The sequence below is a fragment of the Vibrio sp. 1978 genome (assembly GCF_033344345.1).
Genome location: NZ_JAWPOP010000732.1, coordinates 1 through 595, shown reverse-complemented (window position 1 = coordinate 595; position 595 = coordinate 1). Strand labels below are relative to the sequence as shown.

Genomic DNA, 595 nt, shown 5'->3' with positions numbered 1-595 from the left:
AGCGCATCAACATGGCAACTCACCCACTTGAGTTCGAACTTTACTACTCTGTATAAGGTTCAAACTGTGTAAAATGTAAACACAGTAACAAAATATTAGGCTCGCCTCGCAGGCGGGCCTTTTTTGTATTCGTCAGTCAAGATTCGCCGTTTAACATGAGGGGATAATAAAAATACGCTTGGGCTATTTTTACCTTGTAGGTCAAAGGTCTAAGCCATTGAAACGTGAAATCATCGATCAAAAGAAGGTGAGCCATGAAAGTTCAGCTTATTCCATCGCTATGTGTACTCAGCGGCACGCTACTGGCCTCTGTAGCCTCGGCTCAGGTCGCTTACACTTGGGTAGACGAAAACGGCGTAGTGCACTTCAGTGACACCCCAAACCAAGGCGCGAAGACCATCGCATTGCCCAATCTTGAAGCCAGTGCACCAGCACCAGAAGTCGAGAGCACTGAATCACTTGCGCCACAAGCCAAAGCAGCCCCCGAGCCAGAAGAAGAGCTAGAAAAGAAATCGGATAAGCCTCAACCTTTGCAGCTGGCGATGCTCACACCTCAACACAATGAAACCATTCGTAGTAATCGTGGCTTGATCAA

The 595-nt window shown here is 47.4% G+C and carries 1 protein-coding gene; it reads left to right on the top strand.

All coding sequences use genetic code 11. From position 1 onward, the window contains the following. Positions 1-254: 254 nt before the first annotated feature. On the top strand, positions 255-595 hold a 341-nt coding region (locus R8N49_RS28805; protein WP_318190658.1), incomplete at its 3' end, for a DUF4124 domain-containing protein.